The sequence below is a fragment of the Ferrovibrio sp. genome (assembly GCF_017994015.1).
Lineage (GTDB): Bacteria > Pseudomonadota > Alphaproteobacteria > Ferrovibrionales > Ferrovibrionaceae > Ferrovibrio.
This window is the reverse complement of sequence record NZ_JAGOLP010000019.1, coordinates 23,187-45,362: the sequence shown is the minus strand read 5'-3', so window position 1 is coordinate 45,362 and position 22,176 is coordinate 23,187. Positions and strand designations below refer to the sequence as shown.

The following is a 22,176-nucleotide window of genomic DNA, read 5'->3' as shown; positions in this document are numbered from 1 at the left end:
CAAAATGCGGCCCGGCATACTTTTCCTGTGCCAGCCCCTCTGCATGTCACCTTTGCCGCCGGCCCGGAAGGCCCGTGGCGTATCGACCGGATCGACGCCCTGTGCGGCGAAGGACTGGAGCCTGCCGAACGCCTGCGTGTGGTGGAAGCGGCAAGCCCCAAGCCGGTGCTGGCGGCGAGCTGGGCCTTGCGCGGCGTCATCAGTAATCCGCGCTACACACAGCGCGCCGAACTGAATGGCTTGGCGGCACGGCAGCAGGGCCTGCGCCGGCCGGAAGCCAGCCGCGCCGCACTGATCCCGATCCGCAAGACCGAAAGCTGGTGGGCCATGGCGCAGGATGAGCGCCGGGCGATTTTTGAAGAACAATCGCGCCATATTGCCATCGGCATGGATTACCTGCCGGCCGTGGCGCGACGCCTGCATCACAGCCGCGAACTGGCCGAGCCGTTTGATTTCCTGACCTGGTTTGAATTTGCGCCTGAGCATGAGACGGCGTTTGACGCCATGTTGCAGCGCCTGCGCCAGACCCCGGAATGGCGTTATATCGACCGCGAAGTGGATATCCGCCTGAGCCGCTATTGATTAGGCCGGAATCGGCGTTGCGGGGAATTTGCAATCGATCTTGAAACGCTCTTCCGGCGCATCGGGATCGGGCTCAACCCCCAGGATGATGATATCCTTGCGCGCCGCCACGGTGGGGTTGAAGAAATTCAGAATCTGGAAAATCTGCGGCACTTTTGATTCCGCGATCACGCTGGTGGCCAGCGACACCATGCGGCAATCGGCGGCATATACCACCTTGGTCAGATCGGCCTGGGTCGCCACTTCGTTGAAAAAGATGCCATGGGTGCCCTGACGCGCCGCATCGCGCACGCCCTCATTGGTCAATTGCGCACCATCGGCACGGAATGGCCGCTTCACGCCCTGAAACAGAAACCAGCCCAGCATGGTGGCGCAGGCGGTCTTGCCGCCGCCCGGCGGGCCGGCAATGAACACAATATGCGAATAGCGCAGCCGTTGCGCCATTTGCTGGGCATCGGCGGCAGAAAAGCCGAAATCAGGCAGTGACTTGAAAACGCGAGATACCATAGCCCCCAAGCCTAACCAGACAACAATCTGTCGCGGTTCCAGGCCGATGTGGCACGCCCCGCAGGTTGTTGATCCTGACCAGGAATGATCGTATGCGCAAGGCTGTTGCTGCCGGATTTATACAGCAGGCAAGCTAAAAACGCTCAGGCCGCTTGGCGGCGCAGGCCGAGTTTTTCCCACACGCTGAGCAGGGCATGCGCCAGTTCCTGCATCATCGCGTCGCTATGCACCGGGGTGGGGGTGATGCGCAGCCGCTCGGTGCCGCGCGGCACGGTGGGATAGTTGATCGGCTGGATGTAGATGCCGTGGTCGCTGAGCAGCAGGTCGCTGGCCTGTTTGCACAAGGCCGGATCGCCCACCATCACCGGCACGATATGGCTTTTGTTGACCAGCACCGGCAGGCCGCTATTCAGCAGCAGGCGGCGCAGGCTGGCGGCGCGTTCCTGATGCCGGGCGCGTTCCACCTGGCTCTGCTTGAGATAGCGCACGCTGGCGGCGGCGGCGGCGGCCACGGCCGGCGGCATGGTGGTGGTGAAAATGAAGCCGGCGGCATAGGAGCGGATCGCATCCACCAGATTGCGTGAGCCGGCGATATAGCCGCCCACCACGCCAAAAGCCTTGCCCAAGGTGCCCTGGATCACGGTCAGCCGCTGCATGGCGCCGTCGCGCTCGGCCACGCCGCCGCCATGATCGCCATAAAGCCCCACGGCATGCACTTCATCCAGATAGGTCATGGCGCCGTATTTGTCGGCCAGGTCGCAGATGGTGTGGATCGGCGCGATATCGCCATCCATGGAATACACACTCTCAAAGGCGATCAGCTTGGGCCGGTCGAGCGGCAGGGCGCGCAGCAATTCCTCCAGATGCGCCACATCGTTATGGCGCCAGATTTTGCGCTCGCAGCCGCTCTGGCGGATGCCTTCGATCATCGAATTGTGGTTATCGGCATCCGACAGGATGATGCAGCCGGGCAGCAGCTTGCCCAGGGTGGAAAGCGTGGCCTGGTTGGCGACATAGCCGGAGCCGAAAGCCAGCGCCGCAGCCATGCCATGCAGGTCGGCCAGCTCGTTTTCCAGATCAACAATGGCGTGGTGGTTACCCGAGATGTTGCGCGTGCCGCCGGCGCCGGCGCCATAGCGCCGCACCGCATCAATCATCGCTTCGGTCACTACCGGATGCTGGCCCATGCCAAGATAATCGTTGGAGCACCAGATGGTGATGCGCTCGGGGCCAATGCCGGAATAATTCTCGGCCACCGGGAAAGTGCCGGCCTGACGCGCCAGTTCGGTGAACACGCGATAGCGCTTCTCGGCGCGGAGCGCATCGACGGCACGGCCGAATTCGGCTTCGTAATCCATGGGGCAATACTCCCGGTGGCCCGGGTTATCGCCGTCTTGGCGGCCAAGGCCTTGAATTGCTTGAATTGCTGGTGGTTGCCATCTTAGCGGCCAACAGGCCGGCCTGACTAGGGGGTCTTGCGGGGCGGATCGTCGCAGGGGCTTTCACACTTGTGTCAACGGTGTTGGGCGCCGCAGGGCTGTGGTAAACTGCTGCGATGCCGTTTGATCTTGCCCGTATTTGCCTGGTGGTGCTCGATGCCGAGCCGGGCGCGGCGCCGCTCTGGCGCCAGCTTGGCCTGGCCGCCGGGGTTAAAACCCTGACCGTGCTGGCCGAGCCGGCCAAGGTGTGGCCCCTGCTGGGCGGCGCGGGTGCGGCGGATGCACTGCTGCTACGTTGGGATGATGCAGGGCGTGGCGCCGATTTGTTGCAGCGGCTGCGGCGCGATGCTGCCTCGCCCAATCCGTTCCTGCCCTGCCTGGCGGTGATCGCGGCGCTGACCCGCGAACGCGCCCGGGCGGCGCTGGATGCCGGCGTGCATGGCATTCTGGTGCCGCCGCTGGCACCGCAATCCCTGCGCCGCAAATTGCTGGAAGTGATAGAGACGCCGCGCAAATTTATCCGCGTGGCGAGTTATTTCGGCCCGGATCGACGGCGCCAGCCGCGGCCGGATTATGCCGGGCCGTTTCGGCGCCAGAGCGACAGGAAATAACGCTCAGGCCAGCTTGGCGGCGGCTTGCAGGCTGGCGAGGATTTCCTGGCCCAATTCGCCGGCATCACCCTGCACGCGGTTTTCCACCACGGTGGTTAGCGCCTGCTGGAAGGCTTCGATCACTGCCGGCTCATAAGCATTGGCCTTGGCTGCTTCCTGCAAATAGCGGCAGAGCAGGGCGCCGATATCCGTCACCAGGCGATAACCAAATGTGGCGCCCTGGCCCTTGATGTCATGCGCCACGCCATAGGCTGCGTTCAGCCCGGGCGCCGGATTGGTCGCATCGATGCCGGCCACGGCCTTGTCCAGCCGCTCCAGATCGGCAGTCACCCAGCCAATATACTGGTCTGCCATCGACGCCACGGCAGCTTGCGCCTGCGCCAATGCTGCAGCGAATTCATCTTGCTGGCTCACTCAGCCGCCTCCGCCTTGCCGGCCTCCAGATCGGGCCGCTTCCTTTCCATATCAGATAGTTTGCGGGCGATGAAGCCGGCGGGCTTGGTGAAGCGCGCCAGCAGCAGATACAACGCCGGCACCACAAACAGACTGAGCAGGGTGGCGAAGCTCATGCCGCCCACAATCACCCAGCCCAGGGCCTGGCGGCTTTCGGCACCGGCGCCATGGGCATAGGCCAGCGGCACGGCGCCGAAGATGGTGGCGATGGTTGTCATCAGGATCGGCCGCAGCCGCACCACCGATGCCTCGCGCACGGCTTCGTACACATCGCGGCCCTCGTCGCGCAATTGATTGGCGAATTCCACGATCAGGATGGCGTTTTTGGCAATCAGGCCGATCAGCATGATGATGCCGATCTGGCTATACACATTCAGCGAGATGCCGGAAGCCAGCAAGGCGCCAAGCGCGCCGGTGATCGCCAGCGGCACCGAGAAGATGATGATGGTGGGGTGAATCCAGCTTTCAAACTGCGCCGCCAGCACCAGGAACACGATCAGCAGGGCAAGGCCGAAAGTCAGGTAGATCGCCGCCGAGGAATCCTTGAATTCGCGGCTCTGGCCGCCATAGGAAATGCGCGCTTCGGGCGGCAGCACCTGGGCAGCGGCATCCTCCAGGAAGGTGAGGGCTTCACCCAATGTGTAATCCGGCGCCAGGGAGGCGGCGATGGTGACCGAGCGCAGCCGGTCGGTGCGGTTCAGTTCGCGGGCGCTGGCGCCTTCCTTGATCGTCACCAGATTCTGCAACGGGATCAGGGTGCCGTTGGCAGTGCGCACATAGATGTTGTTGAGGTCATTGGGCGTCACGCGGTCATTCGGCCGCGCCTGCACCAGCACCTTATATTGTTTGCCCTCGCGCTGGAAGTTGGTCACCTCGCGTGAGCCGAGCATGGTTTCCAGCGTGCGGCCGATGGTTTCAATCGGCACACCCAGATCGGCGGCGCGGTTGCGGTCGATATCCACGCGCAATTCCGGCCGGCTTGGCAGGTAGCTTTTGTTCACATTCAGCAGGCGCGGATTCTGCGCCGCGCGTTCGATGATCTTGTCGGCCCACTCATCCAGCACCGGATAGGTTGGGCCGCCGAGGATGAATTGCACCGGGGCCTGGCCGCCGGGCAGGCCCAGGCTGGGCGGATTGATGGCAAAGGCGCGCACGCCGGTCTGAGCCAGCAATTTGGGGAACACGTCCTTCACCAGATCCTGCTGCTTGCGCTCGCGGTCGCCCCAATCCTTCAGGCGCACCACCACAAAGCCGGTATTCACCGGCGCCGGGCGGCCGCCCCAATTGGGCGCCACATTGGCCAGGATGCGGGTTACGTCGCCGGAATCGAGCAACGGCTGCAAGGTTTTTTCCACTTGCACCACATTGCGCTTGGTGTAGTCGAAGCTGGAACCTTCCGGCCCGGTCACCGAGACAAAGAACACGCCGCGGTCTTCCGTCGGCGCAAATTCACGCGGCAGCGCCAGGAACATCAGATAGGCCGCCAGCGACACCAGCAGGCCCAAAGCCAGCACCACCATCGGCGCACCGAGCGCTGCCTTCAGCATCCAGTTATAGCCATTGGTCATGCCGACGAAGAATTTCTCCGTCACGCGGTAGAACCAGCTATCGTCGGAATGTTCCTGCAGCAGTTTGGAGCACATCATCGGCGTCAGTGTCAGGGCGACAAAGCCCGAGAACAGCACGCTGGCTGCCACGCTCATGCCGAATTCGCGGAACAGCCGCCCGGTATTGCCTTCCATCAGCGAGATCGGCACAAAGACCGCGATCAGCACCACCGTGGTGGCGATCACGGCAAAGCCGATCTGGCGCGCGCCACGTAAAGAGGCCAGCAGCGGCGGCTCGCCAGATTCGATGCGGCGATGGATGTTTTCCAGCACCACGATGGCGTCGTCCACCACCAGGCCGATGGCCAGCACCAGGGCCAGCAGGGTCAGCACATTGAGCGAATAGCCCAGGGCGCCGAGCACAATGAACGAGCCGATCACCGAAACCGGAATCGCCACCGCCGGGATCAGCGTGGCGCGCCACGAGCGCAGGAACAGGAAGATCACGCCGATCACCAGGCCCAGCGCCACCGAAAGCGCATGGAACACTTCGTAGATCGACTGGCTGATGAATTTCGACTGGTCGTAGGTGATTTCCAGGTTGACGCCGGCCGGCAGCGAATCCTTCACCCGCTCAACCGCCCGGGTCACGCCATCGGAAATCTCCATCGCATTGGCCTTGGACTGGCGGATGATGCCCAGGCCGATGGAGGATTTGCCGTTGGTGCGCTGCTCGGTGCGTTCATCCTCGGCGCCGAGTTCCACGCTGGCCACTTCGCCGAGCCGCACCAGATAACCATCCTGCTGCCGCACCACGATATTGCGGAACTGCTCCGGCGTGCGCAGGCCGCTTTCGGCGCGCACGGTGAATTCGCGCATGCTGCTTTCCACGCGGCCGGAGGGCAGTTCCACATTCTGCCGCGCAATGGCACTTTCCACATCCTGCACGGTGATGTTGCGCGCCGCCATTGCCAGCCGGTCGAGATAGACCCGCATGGAATATTTGCGCGCGCCGTAGATATTCACGCTGGCCACGCCATCGACGATGGAGAATTGGTCTACCAGGAAGCGGTCGGCATAGTCGGTCAGGTCGAGGAACCCGAGCCGGTCGCTGGTCAGCGACAGGTAGACAATCGGCCGCGCATCGGCCTCGGTTTTCACCACTGTGGGCGCATCGGCTTCCACCGGCAGGCGCGACAGCACGCGGGCGACACGGTCGCGCACGTCATTGGCGGCTTCATCCACTTTGCGGTTGAGGTTGAATTCCACGCTGACCGAGGAGGATTCCTCGCGGCTGGCCGAGGTGATCGAACGGATGCCCTCGATGCCGGCAACACTATCCTCGATGATCTGGGTGATCTTGCTTTCGATGATCTCGGCCGAGGCGCCGCGATAGATGGTGTTGACCGTCACCACCGGCGGGTCGATATCGGGATATTCGCGCACCGCCATGCCGCGCAGCGCAAACAGGCCGAAAATGATCAGCACCAGCGACATCACCGTGGCGAAGACCGGGCGCTTGATCGAAACGTCTGAGAGGACCATGGGGCGCTCCGTTGCTGCGCTTAGCTTGCCGGCTTGGCGGCGGGGGCGGGGCCTTGTCCCGGCGGCGGGCCGGGATTGCGCACCGCCATGCCGTCGCGCAATTGCTGCAAGCCGGTAACCGCCACGCGGGCATCGGCCTCAACACCGCTGACAATCTGCGCCAGGCCGGGCAGGCGCTGGCCCACCTGCACCTTGGTGCGGTTGGCCTTGCCATCGCGGATCACATACACAAACTGCTCGCCGCCCTGCGCCAGCAAGGCTTCCTCCGGCACCACGATGGCATTCGGGGTGGAGCCGATGCCGAGCGCCACGGTCATGAACATGCCGGGCTTGATCTGGTCTTCCGGATTGGGGATCAGGGCGCGCACCCGCACGCTGCGTGTGGTGGGGTCGATGCGGGTGTTGATGGTGGCCACGTTACCCTGGAATTTGCGGCCCGGAATCGCGGTGGCGGTGGCGGTCACGGCGTTGCCGATGCTGATGCCGGCCAGGGCGGTTTCCGGCACTTCGAATTCCAGCTTGATCACCGTGCTGTCATCCAGCGTGGTGATGGCATCACCCGGCCGCACCAGGGCGCCGAGCGAAACCCGCCGCAAACCAAGCCGGCCGGAGAATGGCGCGCGGATCACGCTGTCGGCGAATTTCGCCTGCTCGCCGCGCAGCCGCGCCTCGGCGGCTTCAAAGGCTTTCGACAATTCATCCACCCGCGCCTGGGCCACATTCTTGCTGTCAAGCAGCGAGGCGGCGCGGTCATAGGCCAGGCGTGCGGCATCGCGGGCGGCGCGCAATTCGGCCAGTTTGGCATTCGACTCGCCGGCTTCCAGTTCCACCAGGATGCTGCCGGCCTTCACCAGCTGGCCTTCCTGGAAATTGATCCGCTCGATGGTGCCGTTGGCCTTGGCGGTGATGGTCACGGCTTCATTGGATTGTGCCGTGCCCACGGCTTCCAGGCTGCGCGCCACATCCATGCGGCGCACCGGCTGGCTTTCCACCGGCAGGGCGGGGGCGGCGCGGGCCTGCACGGCCACCGGTTGTGAGCTGAGGCCGATGAACGGCAGTTTGTCGCGGTAAACGTAACCGGCCCCGGCGCCGGCCAGGATGATGCCGGTGACTACGACCTGACTCCAGATTTTCATTGGCTCTCGCAACCCCATATCGCACCGAGCCAGCAGAATACACATGCCGCCCGAGCGTTGCCTAGTGATGTATTGGCGTGACAGAATTAGGACAAGCACACGGCCCGGCCAGCGTTTTCCTGCGTTGCCGGATCGGAGGAAACCCCGGACCATGACATCCGATAGCCTTGAGAGCCGATAGCTGACGCCAGCCATGACCACGGCCCTGTTCAGTCACGGCGCCTGCCTGCGCCACGATACCGGCCCGGGGCATCCGGAATGCCCGGATAGGTTGCGCGCTGTGCTGGCCCGCCTCGAAACCGAAGAATTTTCCTGGCTCGATCGCCGCGAGGCACCGCAAGCCAGCCTGGAGCAGATCGCCCGGGTGCATCCGGCAGCCTATGTCCAGGCCCTGCTCGGCGCCGTGCCGGCCCAGGGCTATGCCGCCGTGGATGGCGATACTGTGCTGTCGCCCGGCTCGGGCGAAGCCGCCTTGCGCGCGGCCGGCGCGGTCTGCGCGGCGGTGGATGCGGTGCTGGCCGGCGAGGTGCGTAATGCCTTCTGCGCCGTGCGCCCGCCGGGCCATCATGCCGAGCCGGACCAGGCGATGGGCTTCTGCCTGTTCAACAATGTGGCTATCGGCGCCCTGCATGCCCGCGCCCGCTGGGGCCTGCGGCGCATTGCTGTGATCGATTTTGATGTGCATCACGGCAACGGCACGCAGAGCAGCTTTGCCGATGACCCGGACCTGTTTTATGCCTCGACGCACCAATCGCCGCTTTATCCCGGCACCGGGCAGGCGCATGAACATGGCATCGCCAACAATATCATGAACCTGCCGCTCAGGCCGTTTGCCGGCTCGGCCGAATTCCGCGGCCAGGTGACCGACCGGCTGCTGCCTGCCCTGCGGCATTTCAAGCCGGAAATGCTGCTGATCTCGGCCGGCTTCGATGCCCATGCGCGCGATCCGCTGGCGCAACTCAATCTGCTGGATGAGGATTATTACTGGATCACCGAGCATCTACTGCATCTGGCCGATGCCTGCGCCAAAGGCCGTGTCGTCTCGACGCTGGAAGGCGGCTATGATCTCGGCGCCCTGGCCAGCGCCAGCGCCGCCCATGTGCGGGCGCTGATGGCGGGGTAGGTCAGTCGGGCCGGGCGCCCGACATTGCGCCGGGGCCGCCATTTCTGTACAAATCCGCCGACTTTCGTTTATCGCTTTACCGGAGCAAAGCCATGGCCGCCTACCAATATATTTACGTGATGAAGGGTCTGAACAAGACCTATCCGGGCGGCAAGCAGGTGCTGAAGAATATCTGGCTCAGCTTCCTGCCGGGCGCCAAGATCGGCGTGCTGGGCCTCAATGGCAGCGGCAAATCCACCCTGCTCAAGATCATGGCCGGCCTGGACAGCGAATTCACCGGCGAGGCCTGGGCCGCCGATGGCGTGAAGGTGGGCTATCTGGCGCAGGAGCCGGCGCTTGATCCGGCCAAGGATGTGCTGGGCAATGTGATGGAAGGCGTGGCCGAGACCAAGGCGTTGCTGGACCGCTTCGAGGAAGTCTCGATGAAGTTCGGCGAGGTGACCGACGACGACGAGATGAATGCGCTGATCGCCGAGCAGGCCGAGTTGCAGGAAAAGATCGACGCCGCCGATGCCTGGGATTTGCAGCGCAATGTGGAAATCGCCATGGACGCGCTGCGCTGCCCGCCGGGTGAGGCCGAGGTGACCAAACTTTCCGGCGGTGAGCGCCGCCGCGTGGCGCTTTGCCGCCTGCTGCTGTCCAAGCCTGACATGCTGCTGCTCGACGAGCCGACCAACCATCTCGACGCCGAATCGGTGGCCTGGCTTGAGCGTTTCCTGCATGAATATCCCGGCACCGTGGTGGCGGTGACCCATGACCGTTACTTCCTCGACAATGTGGCCGGCTGGATTCTGGAGCTGGATCGCGGCGCCGGTATCCCGTGGGAGGGCAATTACTCCTCCTGGCTGGAGCAGAAGGAAAAGCGCATGGAGCAGGAGGGCAAGGCCGAGGATGCCCGCCGCCGCACGCTCAAGAACGAACTGGAATGGGTGCGCCAGAGCCCGCGCGCCCGCCAGGCCAAGTCAAAAGCCCGCCTCAATGCTTATGAGGAGATGCTGTCGCAGGAGCAGGACAAGGCCAGTGATCAGGTCACCATCACGATTCCGCCCGGGCCGCGCCTGGGCAATGTGGTGATCGAGGCCGAGGGGCTGACCAAGGGCTTCGGCGACCGCCTGCTGATCGAGAATCTGAATTTCAAACTGCCGCCCAACGGCATTGTCGGCATCATCGGCCCGAACGGCGCCGGCAAGACCACCTTGTTCCGCATGCTCACCGGCGGCGAACAGCCCGATGCCGGCTCCTTGCGCGTCGGCGAGAGCGTGAAGCTGGGCTATGTCGATCAGAGCCGCGACAGCCTGAACGACAAGAAGACCGTGTGGGAAGAACTTTCCGACGGCAACGACATGATCCTGCTGGGCAAGCGCGAGGTGCCGAGCCGCGCCTATTGCTCGTGGTTCAACTTCAAGGGCGCCGACCAGCAGAAGAAGGTGGGCATGCTTTCGGGCGGTGAGCGCAACCGGCTGCATCTGGCCAAGATGCTGAAGGAAGGCGCCAACCTGCTGCTGCTCGACGAGCCGACCAACGATCTCGACGTGGATACGCTGCGCGCGCTGGAAGAGGCGTTGCTGGATTTTGCCGGCTGCGCCATCGTCATCAGCCATGACCGCTGGTTCCTGGATCGCATCGCCACCCATATCATGGCGTTTGAAGGCGATAGCCATGTTGAGTGGTTCGAGGGCAATTTCCAGGATTACGAAGCCGACAAGAAGAAACGGCTCGGCGCCGATGCCGACCAGCCGCACCGCATCAAGTACAAGCCGCTGGTGCGCACGTAAGATGAACCGCCGCGAGCGGCGCCGGCAGCAATCTGGCGGGCAGGCGGCTGCGCCTGCTTCCGCTGCTGCTGCGCCGGCCTCCGTCAGCGCCATGCTGATGGGCTTGGCCGGGCAGGCCGCCGCGCCCGCCGCAGCCGCCGCGCCGCTGGTTATCCAGGCCGATCCGATCCAGGCATTGCTGGCGCGTGGCAAGCAGCAGCGCGAACTGGCCGACGAACTGGCGCGGCAGCAGCGTGCGCTGGCCTTGCAGCCGGACTCGGAATTGCTGTTGCGCAGCGTGGCGCGGCTGCAATTGCGCCTGGAGCGCCGCGCCGATGCGCTGATCACTTATCGCCAATTGCTGCGCCTGGCGCCGGATCATCCCGAGGCCGGCCATATGGCGGCGATCCTGGCCGGCACCACGCCGGAACAGGCCGATGCCGCCTATGTGGCGCGGCTGTTTGATGCCTTTGCCGATAACTTCGACCGCACGCTGACGCATTGGCTGGATTATCGCGCACCGCAACTGGTGGCGGCGGCGGCAGCCCAGGCTTTGGGTGGCGGCAAGGCCCAGGCGGCGCTGGATCTGGGCTGCGGCACCGGCTTGCTTGGCCCGGAAATCCGCCCGCATGTGCTGCGGCTGGATGGCATCGACCTGGCGCCGCGCATGGTGGAAAAGGCGGCGGCGCGTAAGCTCTACGATCATCTGGAGGTGGCCGAGATCGTGGCCTATCTGCGGCCGCGCACCGGGCGCTACGATCTGCTGCTGGCCGCCGATGTGCTGGCTTATTTCGGCAAGCTGGACGAGGTATTTGCCGCCGCCCATGCCGCCTTGCTGGCCGGCGGCCTGCTGGTCGCCACGGTGGAACAACATGCCGGCACCGGTTTCATCGGCGGCAAAAGCGGCCGCTTCGCCCATAGCGAAAGCTATCTGCGCCAGCAGGCCGAGGCGGCGGGTTTTGCTGTGTCGTCATTGCAGCAGGCCGCCTTGCGCCAGGAAGACGGCAAGCCGGTCCCCGGCCTGGTCTTCGCCCTGCGCCGCAGCTGAGGCTCAGCCCGCCGCCTTGGCGGCCACGCCCTGGATCAGCCCGATCATGCCTTTCAGGCCGTTGATGCGGTTGGAGGTGATATTCTCCCACACGCCGATGCGTTCCAGGAAATCCGGCGGATTGTCGATGATCTCGCGCGGCGTGCGGCCGGAATAAACCTTAAGCAGCAGGGCGATCAGCCCGGCCACGATCTCGCTTTCGCTGCTGGCCTGGTAATACACCCGGCCGTCGCGCGCCTCGCCATGCAGCCAGGCGCGGTTGATGCAGCCTTTGACACGCCAATCGTCGATGCGCAGATCGTCAGGATAGGGCGGCAGGGCGCGGCCCAGATCGATCAGGAAGCGGTAGCGGTCCATCCAGTCGTCAAACAGCGCGAAGTCGTCAACGATCTCTTCCTGTGCCGCCTTGATATCGGGCTGATCTGTCATGCTCAGGCCCGCCGCCAGGTGGTTTCGCCGCCCTTGTCTTCCAGCAGGATGCCACGCGCTGCCCATTCATCGCGGATGCGGTCGCTCTCGGCCCAGTTCTTGGCGGCGCGGGCCGCCTTGCGCGCGGCGATGGCGGCTTCGATCTCGGCGGTTTCATCACTGCTGCCGCCTTGCAGCCATTGCGCCGGTTCCTGCTGCAACAGGCCGATCAGCCAGCCGGCGGCCAGCAGCTCGCCCTTGAGCCGCGCCCGCTCGGCCGGCACGGTGGCCTTGTTGGCGGCATTGGCGATGGCGTGCAATTCGGCCAGGGCTTTCGGCGTATTGAGGTCATCCGACAGCGCCTCGATGAAAGCCTGCGGCGCCGGCAGTTCGGCGGCGGCCACATCCTTCAGGCTGTCCAGGGCGCGATACAGCCGGTCAAGCTGCGCCTTGGCCTCGCGCATGCCGGCCTCGGTCCAGTCCAGCGGCTGGCGGTAATGCGCCGCCAGCAGCGCCAGGCGGATCGCCTCGCCCGGCGCGATGCCGATCAGGTCGCGCACCAGCAGCACATTGCCGAGCGATTTTGACATCTTCTCGGCATCAACATTGACGAAGCCGTTATGCAGCCAGTAGCGCGCAAAGGGCTGGCCGCCCAGGCTGCCCTTGTTGGCGCAGGTGCTCTGGGCGATTTCATTCTCATGATGCGGGAAGATCAGGTCATGCCCGCCGCCATGGATGTCGATCGGGCCGGAGCCGAGATTGTGGTCGATCATCGCCGAGCATTCGATATGCCAGCCCGGCCGGCCACGGCCCCAGGGGCTGTCCCAGCCCGGCATCTCGGCAGAGGATGGTTTCCACAGCACAAAGTCGGAGGGATCCTGCTTGTAGGGCGCCACATCCACCCGTGCGCCGGCAATCATCTCGTCGCGGTCGCGCCGCGACAGGCCGCCATATTCCTTGAAGCTCGGCACGTTAAACAGCACATGGCCTTCGGCGGCATAGGCATGGCCGTTGCCGATCAGCCGTTCGATCATGCTGATGATGGCGCCGATATGCTGCGTCACCTTGGGTTCGATCCCCGGCGGCAGCACAGCCAGCGCGGCCATATCGGCGTGATAGGCCACCAGATAGCGCTCGGTGATGGTGCCGATCGGCACGCCCTCGGCCTTGGCGGCATTGTTGATCTTGTCGTCCACATCGGTGACGTTGCGCACATAGACCACCTGCGGGTAGGTCTTTTGCAGCAGCCGGTACAGCACATCGAAGGCCACAGCCGGGCGGGCATTGCCGATATGGGCAAAGTTGTACACCGTCGGCCCGCAGACATACATTGTCACCCGGTTCGGGGCGAGCGGGACAAAGGCTTCCTTGCGGCGGCTCAGGGTATTGTAAAGCTGTATTGCCATGGCCCCGGGAATATAAAGCGGCTGCGCCGGGGCGCAACCGCCCGGAGGCGGGGTTGTTGGCCCGGCATTACCGCAGGAAATTCACCAGCGAGAGCTGCAATGTATCGCGGGTGATGGTGTAGGTGGCTTCCAGCGAAGTCTGCAACGCCTTGATCAGCGTGGCGGTTTCCGCCGGGTCGGCATCCTCGATGCTGCCGATGCGGGTTTTCAGCACGTCCATGCTGCGGTCATGGCGGGCCTGCAATTCCTTCAGCCGCTGTTCCGCATGGCCATTGGTGGAGGCGGTGCTCTTGAGGTTTTGCAGCGAGGTGCGCAGGGCGACAAGGGCATCATCCACGCGGGCCTGGAAGGTCACCGGATCGGCAATATCCTGGATCGCCGAGCGGAAGCGGGTGAGGGAATCGACCAGTTGCTGGATGCCCGGATCGGTCGCCACCACGCCATATTCCACCCGCTCGTTATCGTCGGCATAAACCGAGACCAGGTTGACCTCGGACGCGCCATTGGTGCCGGCGGCATCGAGATAATAATTATCGAGCTGATCGGCATCGATCACGTTGAGCCAGAGCGGCTGGCCGCCCACGCCATCGCCTTCGTTGGAGGGCGTGAAGCCGGCCGGCACGGCGCCGGCCGGGGTGTCCTGCACCACCTGCGACAGCGGCGCCAGGATCGGGTTCACATTGTAATTCCGCCCGGCAAAGATATAGCGGTCTGAATCCTTGGTTTGCAGCAGCGTGCCGATGCGATCCAGCAGCACATTCACCTGCGCCGTCGGCGACGAGGTGGAGGCGAAGAAAGAGTCGCGGTTCTTGATCATCATATCCTGCGCCTCGGTGGCGGTATCGATGATCTGTTCCAGCGTCAGGCCATAAAGCCGCACCCGGTTCTGCGCCGTGGTGATGCCGCTCTTGTAGGTTTCCACCGTTGACAATTCGGCCTTCAGGTCGCCGAGTTCCTGGGCGCGGGCGGAAACCCCAACCATGCCGCCGATGATGCGGCCCGAGGATAATTGCTGCTGCTGCTGGGTCAGCGCCTGGTTCAGATTGCGGATCAGGCGGGTCTGATCCAGGATGCGGGCATATTGGGTAGAGCCGGAGATCGCAACCATGATGAATTACCTCCCGATATTGACCAGCTGATCAAACATCGTGGTGATGCTGTTCAGCACATTGGCCATGGCGGCATAATTGTTTTGCAGGATTTGCAGATTGGCCAGTTCGGTGTCGATATCAACGCCGGTCAGGTTGCGGTATTTCTGATCCAGCGTGTGCTGCACCTGCTCGGCACTATCGGCATTGGTGGCATTCACATCGGCATTGCGGGCGTGATAGGCCAGCACGGTATCCACCAGCCCGAAGATGGTGAGATTGCCGGTGAGCAGGCCGTTGCCCTCGGCGCCCTGGCGGTTGATGTCGTTGAGCGTGATCTGGGTGTTGCGCATTGCCTGCTGCACATCGCCGGCGGCCAGCAGCTTCAGGCTGGCATTGCCATTGATCAGATCGGTATTCACCGTGATGCCCTGGGCTTCTTCGCTGGTCAGGCCGCCGAAAGTGAAAAAATCCGTGCCTTCGGCCGGTGTCGGCGCCGGCACGGCAGCCTCGGCGGCATTATAGGCCGTGTTCACGATATTGATCAGGTTATAGGCGAAGCTGTCGAGCTGGTTGACGTATTTCGCCAGCGTGCCGACATTCGGATCGGGCGAATTCACTGCGGCAGTGGTGGGATCAAGATAATCCAGCGCGGCGCGGATCGAGCCGTTGAGGAAACCGCCATTCAGCGTCGTGGTGGCACCCTGATAGGTGATGGTGCCGGCATTGCCGGTGGTGCTGGGGGTGTAGGTGAATTGCTGCGCGATGGTGCCGGTGATCTGCACCCCGGCCTCGGTATACACCGTCATCTCGCCGCGATCATTGGTCAGCGTACGCACGCCGACCATTTCGGAAATCCGCGCCACCTGCAAATCGCGCAAATCCTCCAGGTCGCCGGTCGGCTGCCCCGAGCCCAGCGTGGAGGAAATCTGCACATTCAGCTTCTGAATCTGGATCGAGGCGTCGTTGATGGTGTTGATGGCATTCTGCACCGTGTCATCGGCGCGGGTGCGCAGCTGGGTCTGCTTGGCATTGAGCTGGTTGATCTTCACCGCCAGGTCCTGGCCGCGCCGGATCACTTCGCTGCTCAGCGCCGCATTCTCCGGATTGGCTTCCAGGTTTTTCCAGGCCAGCTCAAATTCCGATACCAGCTTGGCCAAAGCCGGCTGCTCGCCGGTGGTGGTGGTGGTGTCAAGAATTTCCGCCAGATCGGCGCTCAGCAGCTTCTGGGTGTTGAGTTTGCCGTAGGTGGCCTGGGCGGTGTAGAGGTCTTGCTGCACTTCGGGCGCGGCCACCCGCACAATCTGCGAAATCAGTGGCGAGCCGGGCAGGCCGTCGATCGCCGGCGTGGTCAGCGATGCCACTTTGCGCGTGTAATTCTCGTTCTGCGCATTGGCCACGTTGGCCGATAGCAGCCGGGTCTGCGATTGCAGGGTGGCAAGCGCGGAAACCGAAGAGGAAAGGGCGGCAGTGAGTGACATGGCGGTAATCCCTGGTCAGGCGGCAACCCGTTCTGGGCTGCCGCCGGTTCGGATCAGCGGCGGATATTGATGGTTTCTTGCAGCAGCTCGTCGGCCACTGTGATCAGGCGGGCATTGGCCGAATAGGCACGCTGCGCCACGATCATCTTCGAGAATTCCTCCGCGATATCCACGTTGGATTGCTCGATGGCGGCCGAAACCAGGGTGCCGACGCCGGAACCACCCACCTGGGTCAGCACCGGTGAACCGGAACCGGGGGTTTCCAGGAAAGCGTTGCCGTCCACGCGGTCAAGCTCGGTCGGGTCGCGGAATTTGGCGAGCTGGATCTGGTAGAACGGCTTCACGTTGCCGTTGTCGAACGTCACCGAAACCTGGCCGTTGTTATCAACGGCAAGGCTCTTGAAATTGCCGCGCGGCACGCCGTTCTGGCTGAAATCGTTCAGGCTCAGCGTGGTGCCGGCAAACTGCGTGGTGCCGATGGTCTCACCATAGGAACCAAAATCCAGCGCCACAGACTGGGCGCCAGAGCCGAAATCCATCGCCAGGGTGAAGGCGGCGTTGTCGCCAATGGCGGCGGGCGCCACCAGGGTGATATTGCCGTCTGCCGTGGTCATGTCGCTGATCGTGCCGGGGGTCACCGTGTCGGCGCCGATGGTGCCGCCGAAAGTCACGGTGATCGGGCCATAGGTGGCCGGCGTGCCGCCGGCGGCATTGACCGTCAGGTCCCAGCTATTGGTGGCGGTGCGGGTCCATTCCAGGTCCAAAGTCTGGGCATTGCCCAGCGCGTCAAAAATCTGGATCGAGCTGGCCGGCAGCGTCGCCGGCAGGGCGCCGTTCGGGTCCAGCACGTTGGACGGCAGGTTGGCCGAGTATTCCACCGTGGTGGTGGCCACCGGGCTGTCGAGCAGGTTGGAAACGCGCACTTCGGTGGCGGTGGCCGAGGTGGTCAGCGCGCCGGTGGTGGGGTCTTCGGTGATGGCGAAGCCGCGCAGGAAGTAGCCCGAGGAATTGACCAGATAGCCATCCTCGTTCTGGATGAAATCGCCTACCCGGGTGAAGTAGGAGGTGGTTTCAAAGGTCGGCAGGCCGGTATTGGCATCCACACCGGTTTTCTTCGATACCGGGATGAAACCCTGGCCGCTCACCGCCACCGAGGTGGTGGAATTCACCTGCTGGATGGCGCCCTGGGCATTGTTGGCAAAAAACGGCGAGTTCAGCGCACCGCCCGGGGAATGCGTGTTGGCCTGCGCGGAAGACTGCGTCACCAGCGTGGCGAAGCGCGATTCCACCTTCTTGTAGCCATTGGTGGTGGCATTGGCCACGTTGTCTGAAATGAAGCCGATGGCGGTCGACTGACCGTTCAGGCCGGTAATCGCGGTTTGCAGGGCGCCACTAATCGACATTGTTGCCTCCAGGCATGTAGTAAACGGTTTGGCGGTATGGAAGCAAAGCCTGTGCCAAGCCGTTTTTTCAATTAAGCATATGAAAAGTAATGTTTATTTTTGAGCGCGTCGCTCGGCAGCTTTTGCCGCCTGGCGCCGGATCAGCGCCGCCCGGCAGGAATTACCTAGCGCGCAATGGCCTGTGGCCTTGCTCCCCGTCGTCATGCGCGGACTTGATCCGCGCATCTCGTTTTTCTCCTTTTTCCATGAATTATCGGGCAAGGAGAGATGCGCGGATCAAGTCCGCGCATGACGAGAGGGGGAGGAACCGGGGCCGGTGCTGTCCGGTCTAATCCGATGGGGCTGTTAGCACCTCCACCGCACTCGTCATGCCCGGGCTTGACCCGGGCATCCCATTTTCCCGGGAATTCAGACATATTTTGCAAAAAAATGGGATGCCCGCTTGTGTGGGCATGGCGACTTTCCGGGGGAGCGGGCATCGCGTTTTTTCCCCTGCTTCCCCCAGCCCATGAAAAAAGCCGCCGGGTGGTCCGGCGGCTTCTTCAAAGCACTTGCGCTTGGCCGGCTCAGTTTGCCGGGGCTTCGTCGCGCTCGGTTTCGCGGCCTGGTTCGGCTGCCGGGGTGGTTTCCAGCGCCTGTTCCAGTTCCAGCTCCAGGCTGGGCTGCGGCTCGCCTTCGGAGAAGGGGGCGCCGGGTTGCGGCTGGTTCTGCTGGGTCTGCGGCTGGCCGTTACCGTTACCGTTGCCATTGCCGTTGGGCTGGCCGCCATTGGCCGCGCGCTGCACCGGGGCGATGCCCTGGGCCAGCATGATGCGGTAATAATGTTCGGCATGTTGCAGGAAGCTTTCGGCGGCGACGCGGTCGCCCGACGAATTGGCATCGCGGGCAAGCTGGCAGTAGCGTTCGAAAATATGACTGGCAGTGCCGCGGATTTTTACATCGGGGCCGTTGCTGTCAAAATTGCGGTGGGCGTTGCCGCTATTCATGCCGCCGCCACCACCGCCGCCGCCACCGCCACTATTATTATGGGGCCGGCGGCCTTGGGGACGGCCACCGCGTTGACGATTTTTGTTCACAGGGGTCATCTCGCTATATATCGCAATCGCATAAGAGGCGTTTCAGCTATGGCGGCCATGGCGCCGGCCCAGGCGGTTTGCCGGGGCGCAACGATACGGGGTCGGCCTTTCGATACGTCCGCGTCGGCGGCGCCGTTAAAGCGCACGCTGTCCGAGGCTTCGATACCAGGGCGGGTCTAACGCCGGAGGAGTCTGCATCGAGGAGGCGGTGGCGCTGCTGAGATTTTTGGCCCTTCGTTTCCCAGCCAACCGGTTTTCACCTGTAAGCCGGCTCCAACCATAAGGTGGGTTCGAGCGGAAGGACATTCCCGGGGGGCAGCACCACCCCTGATTCACAGGATAAGCCGTGCCGCACGGCCTGCCAATAGCCAATTTGCGTTTTTTTAAGCGGGCTTGCGCGCCAGCAGCACCCGGATGATGCCGCCCAGATCAGGCTTTTCCACCAAGCCTGCAAAGCCGGCAGCGGCCAGCAGCCCGGCCACGGCGGCCTGTTGGCCCTGGCCGATCTCCAGCGCCAGCAGGCCATTATTTGCCAGCAGGCGCCAGGCATCCGGGATCAGGCGGCGATAGGCATCCAGGCCATCCTGGCCGCCATCCAGCGCGCCGAGCGGTTCATGCGCCGCCACTTCCGGCGCCAGCCCGGCAATGGCGGCGCTTTCGATATAGGGCGGGTTGCTCAGCACGATATCAAACGACCCGGCCAGGCCCTGGCCCCAATCGCCGTGTTTGAAGCCGGCGCGTTCGGCCAGGCCGAGGCGTTCGGCATTGTCCCGCGCCACCAGGAGGGCGGCCTCGGAGCGGTCGATGCCAAGCCCTTCAGCCTGCGGCAATTCATGCAGCAGGCTCAGCAGCAAACAGCCCGAGCCGGTGCCGAAATCCAGCAGCCGCAGCTTTGCGCCGCGCTCGGCACATTGCTCCAGCACGGCGGCCACCAGGGTTTCGCTATCCGGGCGCGGGTCGAGCACAGCGGGGCTGACACGGAATTCCAGGCTCCAGAATTCGCGCCGGCCCAGTATCTGCGCCATCGGCTGGCGTGCCGCGCGTGCCGCCAGCAGGGTTGCAAAACGCGCAGCGGCAGCGGGCGGCATCGCCTGGTCGCCATCGATGCGCACGCGATCGGCGCTCCAGCCCAGGCATTCCGCCAGCAGCAGCACGGCATCCAGGCGCGGGCTGTCGCAGCCGGCGGCGCGTAATTGCGCCGTGGCAGCGCGCAGGTTATCGCCGATGCTGCTCAATCGTTCAGCGCCGCCAGGCGGCCGGCCTGATCCTCGGCGATCAGCGCCTCGATCACTTCGTCCAGCGCCTCGCCGGTTATCACCTGTTCGATCTTGTAGAGCGTCAGGTTGATGCGGTGGTCGGTGACGCGGCCCTGCGGGAAGTTATAGGTGCGGATACGCTCCGAACGGTCGCCCGAGCCAACCTGGCCCTTGCGGTCGGCGGCGCGTGCCGAAGCCAGCTTCTCGCGTTCCACTTCATACATCTTGGCGCGCAGCAGCTTCATCGCCTGCGCCTTGTTTTTGTGCTGACTGCGCTCGGTCTGCTGCGCCACCACGATGCCGGTGGGCAGATGTGTGATCCGCACCGCACTGTCGGTGGTGTTGACATGCTGGCCGCCGGCACCCGACGAACGATACACATCAATGCGCAGGTCGCTTTCGTTGATATGGATGTCCACATCCTCGGCTTCCGGCAGCACCGCCACGGTGGCTGCCGAGGTGTGGATGCGGCCCGAAGCTTCGGTGGCCGGCACACGCTGCACCCGATGCACGCCGCTTTCAAATTTCAGCCGGGCATAAACGCTGCGCCCGGTGATGGTGGCAACGCCTTCGCGCAGGCCGCCCAATTCGGTTTCGGCCAGGTTCATCACCTCGAAGCGCCAGCCCTTCTGCGCCGCATAGCCGCGATACATGGCAAATAACTCGGCCGCAAACAAAGCCGCCTCGTCGCCGCCGGTGCCGGCGCGCACTTCCAGGATGGCGTTCTTTTCGTCGGCCTCGTCCTTCGGCAGCAGCAGGATCAGCATGCCGCGCTCGATTTCCGGCATCGCCGCCTGCGCCGCCTTCCATTCCTCCTCGGCAAAGCTGCGCATCTCGGCATCGCTGCCGGCATCGTCCTTCAGCGCCGCCAGCTCGGCCAGTTCGGCGCGTTTGGCCTGCCAATGCCGAATGCCGGCAACCAAAGGCTCCAGCTCGGCATATTCCTTGGATAGTTTGACAAAAGCTTCGCCGCTGCTGCCCGAGGCCATCTCGGATTGCAGCCGGTCGAACCGCTCAAGCACCTTTTCGAGCTTGGCTTCGGGCAGCGCGGGCAGGTCCATGTTATGCCAGCTTTGCTGCCAGATCGCTGCGCGCCAGTTCGGTTTCGCTGCCGGCCTTGAGGTCTTTCAGCTTGACGATGCCCTTGGCAATTTCGTCATCGCCGAAGATCACCGCCTTGGCGCAACCCAGCTTGTCGGCGCGTTTCAGGCGCTTGCCGGCATTGCCCTTATAGGCCAGTTCCACGGCGATATTGGCGGCGCGCAATTCGGCGGCCAGCTTCACGGCTTCGGCCTCGGCGGCCTCGCCAATCGGCACGATGGCAACGATTTCGGCTTCCTGCGGCTGCGGATCGCTCAGCAGCACCAGGCGTTCGATGCCGCCGGCCCAGCCGATGCCCGGGGTGGCCGGGCCGCCAAGCTGCTGGATCAGGCCGTCATAACGCCCGCCGGCAATCACCGCGCCCTGGGCGCCGAGATGCGTGGTGACAAATTCAAACGCCGTGTGGGTGTAGTAATCCAGGCCACGCACCAGGCGCGGATCAACCTGGAACGGCACGCCGGCCAAAGTCAGGCCCTGCTTCACGGCGGTGAAGAAGGCCAAAGCGCCCGGCGTCAGGTAATCGTCGATCAGCGGCGCGTTTGCCACCAATTCGCGGTCGCCGGCATCCTTGGAATCCAGAATCCGCAGCGGGTTTTTCTCCAGCCGTTTCAGGCTGTCTTCCGAAAGCTTGTCCTTATGCGCCGAGAAATACGCCACCAGGGCATCGCGATAGGCAGCGCGGCTTTCCGGATCGCCCAGCGTGTTGAGCAGCAAGGTGCATTTATCCAGGATGCCGAGCCGGCGCAGGATATCGGCGGCCAGGGTGATCACTTCCACATCGGCCTGCGGCTCAGGCGAACCGATCACTTCCACATCGATCTGGTGGAACTGGCGCTGGCGGCCCTTCTGCGGCCGCTCATAGCGGAACATCGGCCCCCAGGCAAAAGCCTTGAACGGCACATTCTGCTGCTGGCCGTTGGAGATGAAGGCGCGGCAGATGCCGGCAGTGTATTCCGGCCGCAGCGCGAGATTTTCGCCGCCGCGATCATTGATGGCATACATCTCCTTCGACACCGCATCCGAGGTTTCGCCCATCGAACGGGCGAATACGTCGGTGAATTCGAAGATCGGCGTTGCCATTTCGCGATAGCCATACAGCGCGGCGGCATCGCGCGCGGTTTCCACCACTTTGCGGAAACGGGCGAAATCATCGGGCAGAAGATCATGCGTGCCGCGCACGGGCTGAAACTGGGCCACGGGTCGCTCCTTGGG

At 63.8% G+C, this 22,176-nt stretch carries 19 protein-coding genes; 5 read left to right on the top strand and 14 right to left on the bottom strand.

What is annotated here, in order from left to right; translation table 11 throughout:
• The first annotated feature begins 27 nt into the window (after window positions 1–27).
• On the top strand, window positions 28–582 hold the full coding sequence (locus tag KBB36_RS11520) for a chlorite dismutase family protein (protein WP_290980501.1): 555 nt from the start codon (window positions 28–30) through the stop codon (window positions 580–582).
• Here the strand turns inward: KBB36_RS11520 and KBB36_RS11515 are convergent, their stop codons facing one another.
• Both KBB36_RS11515 and hemA read right to left on the bottom strand, forming a co-directional pair.
• Window positions 583–1,089, bottom strand: coding sequence for a hypothetical protein (locus KBB36_RS11515; protein WP_290980498.1), 507 nt, complete (start codon window positions 1,087–1,089; stop codon window positions 583–585).
• Window positions 1,090–1,232: 143 nt separating this feature from the next.
• Entirely contained in the window at window positions 1,233–2,447 is a 1,215-nt protein-coding gene (hemA, locus tag KBB36_RS11510) for a 5-aminolevulinate synthase (protein WP_290980495.1), read from the bottom strand.
• 197 nt (window positions 2,448–2,644) lie between these two features.
• Here hemA and KBB36_RS11505 point away from each other — a divergent pair, with 197 nt between their 5' ends.
• Window positions 2,645–3,139, top strand: coding sequence for a hypothetical protein (locus KBB36_RS11505; protein ID WP_290980493.1), 495 nt, complete (start codon window positions 2,645–2,647; stop codon window positions 3,137–3,139).
• A 3-nt stretch (window positions 3,140–3,142) separates the two neighbouring features.
• Here KBB36_RS11505 and KBB36_RS11500 read toward each other — a convergent pair whose 3' ends face one another.
• From KBB36_RS11500 to KBB36_RS11490, 3 genes are read right to left on the bottom strand one after another with little or no spacing between them, the layout of a single operon-like run.
• Complete coding sequence (locus KBB36_RS11500; RefSeq protein WP_290980490.1) at window positions 3,143–3,553, bottom strand: Hpt domain-containing protein; 411 nt, start codon at window positions 3,551–3,553, stop codon at window positions 3,143–3,145.
• A complete protein-coding gene (locus KBB36_RS11495) occupies window positions 3,550–6,684 on the bottom strand; it encodes an efflux RND transporter permease subunit (RefSeq protein WP_290980487.1) in 3,135 nt (1,044 codons plus the stop codon). The genes KBB36_RS11500 and KBB36_RS11495 overlap by 4 nt, the downstream gene beginning before the upstream one ends.
• Window positions 6,685–6,704: 20 nt before the next feature.
• Window positions 6,705–7,820, bottom strand: coding sequence for an efflux RND transporter periplasmic adaptor subunit (locus KBB36_RS11490; protein ID WP_290980484.1), 1,116 nt, complete (start codon window positions 7,818–7,820; stop codon window positions 6,705–6,707).
• A 193-nt stretch (window positions 7,821–8,013) separates the two neighbouring features.
• Here KBB36_RS11490 and KBB36_RS11485 point away from each other — a divergent pair, with 193 nt between their 5' ends.
• From KBB36_RS11485 to KBB36_RS11475, 3 genes are all read left to right on the top strand, one after another.
• Window positions 8,014–8,943, top strand: a complete 930-nt coding sequence (locus KBB36_RS11485; RefSeq protein ID WP_290980481.1) for a histone deacetylase family protein — start codon at window positions 8,014–8,016, stop codon at window positions 8,941–8,943.
• Window positions 8,944–9,035: 92 nt separating this feature from the next.
• Window positions 9,036–10,718 (top strand): energy-dependent translational throttle protein EttA, encoded by a 1,683-nt coding sequence (gene ettA / locus KBB36_RS11480; protein WP_290980477.1) that lies wholly within the window; start codon window positions 9,036–9,038, stop codon window positions 10,716–10,718.
• Window position 10,719: 1 nt separating this feature from the next.
• On the top strand, window positions 10,720–11,745 hold the full coding sequence (locus KBB36_RS11475) for a methyltransferase (protein ID WP_290980474.1): 1,026 nt from the start codon (window positions 10,720–10,722) through the stop codon (window positions 11,743–11,745).
• 3 nt (window positions 11,746–11,748) lie between these two features.
• Here the strand turns inward: KBB36_RS11475 and KBB36_RS11470 are convergent, their stop codons facing one another.
• The 9 genes from KBB36_RS11470 to hisS form a co-directional block, all read right to left on the bottom strand.
• A complete protein-coding gene (locus KBB36_RS11470) occupies window positions 11,749–12,174 on the bottom strand; it encodes a SufE family protein (protein ID WP_290980471.1) in 426 nt (141 codons plus the stop codon).
• 2 nt (window positions 12,175–12,176) lie between these two features.
• Window positions 12,177–13,559, bottom strand: a complete 1,383-nt coding sequence (gene cysS / locus KBB36_RS11465; protein ID WP_290980469.1) for a cysteine--tRNA ligase — start codon at window positions 13,557–13,559, stop codon at window positions 12,177–12,179.
• Between the two features lie 67 nt (window positions 13,560–13,626).
• Window positions 13,627–14,667: a flagellin gene (locus tag KBB36_RS11460; RefSeq protein WP_290980466.1), complete on the bottom strand. Its 1,041-nt coding sequence runs from the start codon at window positions 14,665–14,667 to the stop codon at window positions 13,627–13,629.
• 6 nt (window positions 14,668–14,673) lie between these two features.
• On the bottom strand, window positions 14,674–16,128 hold the full coding sequence (gene flgK / locus KBB36_RS11455) for a flagellar hook-associated protein FlgK (protein WP_290980463.1): 1,455 nt from the start codon (window positions 16,126–16,128) through the stop codon (window positions 14,674–14,676).
• Window positions 16,129–16,181: 53 nt separating this feature from the next.
• On the bottom strand, window positions 16,182–17,531 hold the full coding sequence (locus tag KBB36_RS11450; protein ID WP_290980460.1) for a flagellar hook protein FlgE: 1,350 nt from the start codon (window positions 17,529–17,531) through the stop codon (window positions 16,182–16,184).
• Window positions 17,532–18,097: 566 nt separating this feature from the next.
• Entirely contained in the window at window positions 18,098–18,517 is a 420-nt protein-coding gene (locus KBB36_RS11445; RefSeq protein WP_366933184.1) for a DUF4167 domain-containing protein, read from the bottom strand.
• Between the two features lie 473 nt (window positions 18,518–18,990).
• Complete coding sequence (gene prmC, locus KBB36_RS11440) at window positions 18,991–19,842, bottom strand: peptide chain release factor N(5)-glutamine methyltransferase (RefSeq protein ID WP_290980454.1); 852 nt, start codon at window positions 19,840–19,842, stop codon at window positions 18,991–18,993.
• Window positions 19,839–20,924: a peptide chain release factor 1 gene (gene prfA, locus KBB36_RS11435; RefSeq protein WP_290980452.1), complete on the bottom strand. Its 1,086-nt coding sequence runs from the start codon at window positions 20,922–20,924 to the stop codon at window positions 19,839–19,841. The genes prmC and prfA overlap by 4 nt, the downstream gene beginning before the upstream one ends.
• A 1-nt stretch (window position 20,925) precedes the next feature.
• Window positions 20,926–22,161, bottom strand: a complete 1,236-nt coding sequence (gene hisS, locus KBB36_RS11430) for a histidine--tRNA ligase (RefSeq protein WP_290980449.1) — start codon at window positions 22,159–22,161, stop codon at window positions 20,926–20,928.
• Between the last annotated feature and the right edge of the window lie 15 nt (window positions 22,162–22,176).

Coding starts and splice junctions, on each gene's coding strand:
- hemA (WP_290980495.1), bottom strand. CDS start 2,447: ATGGATTACGAAGCCGAATTCGGCCGTGCCGTCGATGCGCTCCGCGCC.
- KBB36_RS11470 (WP_290980471.1), bottom strand. CDS start 12,174: ATGACAGATCAGCCCGATATCAAGGCGGCACAGGAAGAGATCGTTGAC.
- KBB36_RS11445 (WP_366933184.1), bottom strand. CDS start 18,517: ATGAATAGCGGCAACGCCCACCGCAATTTTGACAGCAACGGCCCCGAT.
- KBB36_RS11485 (WP_290980481.1), top strand. CDS start 8,014: ATGACCACGGCCCTGTTCAGTCACGGCGCCTGCCTGCGCCACGATACC.
- prfA (WP_290980452.1), bottom strand. CDS start 20,924: ATGGACCTGCCCGCGCTGCCCGAAGCCAAGCTCGAAAAGGTGCTTGAG.
- ettA (WP_290980477.1), top strand. CDS start 9,036: ATGGCCGCCTACCAATATATTTACGTGATGAAGGGTCTGAACAAGACC.
- KBB36_RS11475 (WP_290980474.1), top strand. CDS start 10,720: ATGAACCGCCGCGAGCGGCGCCGGCAGCAATCTGGCGGGCAGGCGGCT.
- KBB36_RS11460 (WP_290980466.1), bottom strand. CDS start 14,667: ATGGTTGCGATCTCCGGCTCTACCCAATATGCCCGCATCCTGGATCAG.
- KBB36_RS11450 (WP_290980460.1), bottom strand. CDS start 17,531: ATGTCGATTAGTGGCGCCCTGCAAACCGCGATTACCGGCCTGAACGGT.
- flgK (WP_290980463.1), bottom strand. CDS start 16,128: ATGTCACTCACTGCCGCCCTTTCCTCTTCGGTTTCCGCGCTTGCCACC.
- KBB36_RS11495 (WP_290980487.1), bottom strand. CDS start 6,684: ATGGTCCTCTCAGACGTTTCGATCAAGCGCCCGGTCTTCGCCACGGTG.
- cysS (WP_290980469.1), bottom strand. CDS start 13,559: ATGGCAATACAGCTTTACAATACCCTGAGCCGCCGCAAGGAAGCCTTT.
- KBB36_RS11505 (WP_290980493.1), top strand. CDS start 2,645: ATGCCGTTTGATCTTGCCCGTATTTGCCTGGTGGTGCTCGATGCCGAG.
- KBB36_RS11515 (WP_290980498.1), bottom strand. CDS start 1,089: ATGGTATCTCGCGTTTTCAAGTCACTGCCTGATTTCGGCTTTTCTGCC.
- KBB36_RS11490 (WP_290980484.1), bottom strand. CDS start 7,820: ATGAAAATCTGGAGTCAGGTCGTAGTCACCGGCATCATCCTGGCCGGC.